Origin of the sequence: Polaribacter uvawellassae, assembly GCF_039748955.1 — a bacterium.
Classification (GTDB): domain Bacteria; phylum Bacteroidota; class Bacteroidia; order Flavobacteriales; family Flavobacteriaceae; genus Polaribacter; species Polaribacter uvawellassae.
The window spans coordinates 1-1,302 of sequence record NZ_JBDIZN010000012.1; the positions used below are offsets into that span (position 1 = coordinate 1).

Sequence of the window (1,302 nt, forward strand, 5' to 3'; positions counted from 1 at the left end):
TGACCCGTCCTGAATAAAGGCTACATAATTTTAAACATTATGTATAGAAATGACAAAGTAATTAGACGGTATTCAGAACCCTTTAAACTGAAAATTTTAGCCGAACTTACAACCGGAAAACACACAAAGAGCGAACTTTGTAAACTCTACTCTATCGCACCTACAACAGTCAATGAGTGGATAAAAAAGTACAATCGTAAAGACTTAATGAACACCAGAGTAAAAGTGGAAACTAAAGACGAAATATCTCGAATTAAAGCGCTTCAAAAAGAAATTGAACAGCTTAAAAAACTGTTACTTAAAAAGGATCTGGATACCATGGTATTGGATTCTTATCTGGAAGTAGCAGCTGAAGATCTAGGCTACAAATCTGTTGCAGAGCTAAAAAAAAAGCTAAGTATAAAGCCTTAATCAAAGCGAAAGAGAAATCTAAGGGATTTGCTTCTTTAACGACTATAACTCATTGTTTCGGACTTAAACGGGATGCGTATTATAAATACAAATCTAGAGCTGATAACCAATTAAGACTTGAACAACAGATTATAAACATCGTTAGAAAAAGGCGCAAATCCCTTCCTAGAGAAGGCGTAAGAAAACTTGTAAAATCTTTAGATGTAGACTTTACTAAAGCCAATATTAAGGTCGGTAGAGATACGCTGTTTAATATTCTTAGAAAATATAAAATGCTAACACTTAGAAAGAAAACCAGTGCCAGAACAACAAACTCGTATCATCGTTTTTATAAGTATAACAACATTATAAAAGACTTAGAAGTTACTAGAGCTAACCAAGTTTGGGTGAGTGATATAACCTACATAAGAACCGTAGAAGGCTTTTGTTACTTGGCTTTAATAACTGATATGCATTCCAGAAAAATTGTTGGTTATGATCTTAGTGATAGCTTGGAACTAAAAGGTTGTGTGAGAGCCCTTAATAAGGCTATTTATCAAGCTGAAAATATTAAACAACTCATTCATCATTCAGACAGAGGAATACAGTATTGCAGCAATGTATACACACAAATATTGAAAAGAAAGAAAATAAATATTAGTATGACAGAAGAAAATCATTGTTACGAAAATGCAATGGCAGAACGTGTAAATGGCATCTTAAAAGACGAATTTTATCTCGACCAAACCTTTGACAATGTAGCTCATGCGAAAAGAGCTGCAAAAAATGCAATTAATTTATACAACCAAATAAGATTACACGTATCTTTAGACTATAAAACACCAAATATGGTATATAAATTATCAGCGTAAATTCAATTTTAACCTGTAGCCATATTTCAGGACTAGACAT

At 32.7% G+C, this 1,302-nt stretch carries 2 protein-coding genes; both read left to right on the forward strand.

Translation table 11 applies throughout. The features are described from left to right. Positions 1-39: 39 nt before the first annotated feature. The gene (locus ABDX67_RS13465; protein WP_072353383.1) at positions 40-411 is read left to right on the forward strand and encodes a transposase; all 372 of its coding nucleotides are present in this window, start codon (positions 40-42) and stop codon (positions 409-411) included. Then, positions 411-1,262: an IS3 family transposase gene (locus ABDX67_RS13470; RefSeq protein WP_347175564.1), complete on the forward strand. Its 852-nt coding sequence runs from the start codon at positions 411-413 to the stop codon at positions 1,260-1,262. The genes ABDX67_RS13465 and ABDX67_RS13470 overlap by 1 nt, the downstream gene beginning before the upstream one ends. Positions 1,263-1,302: the final 40 nt, after the last annotated feature.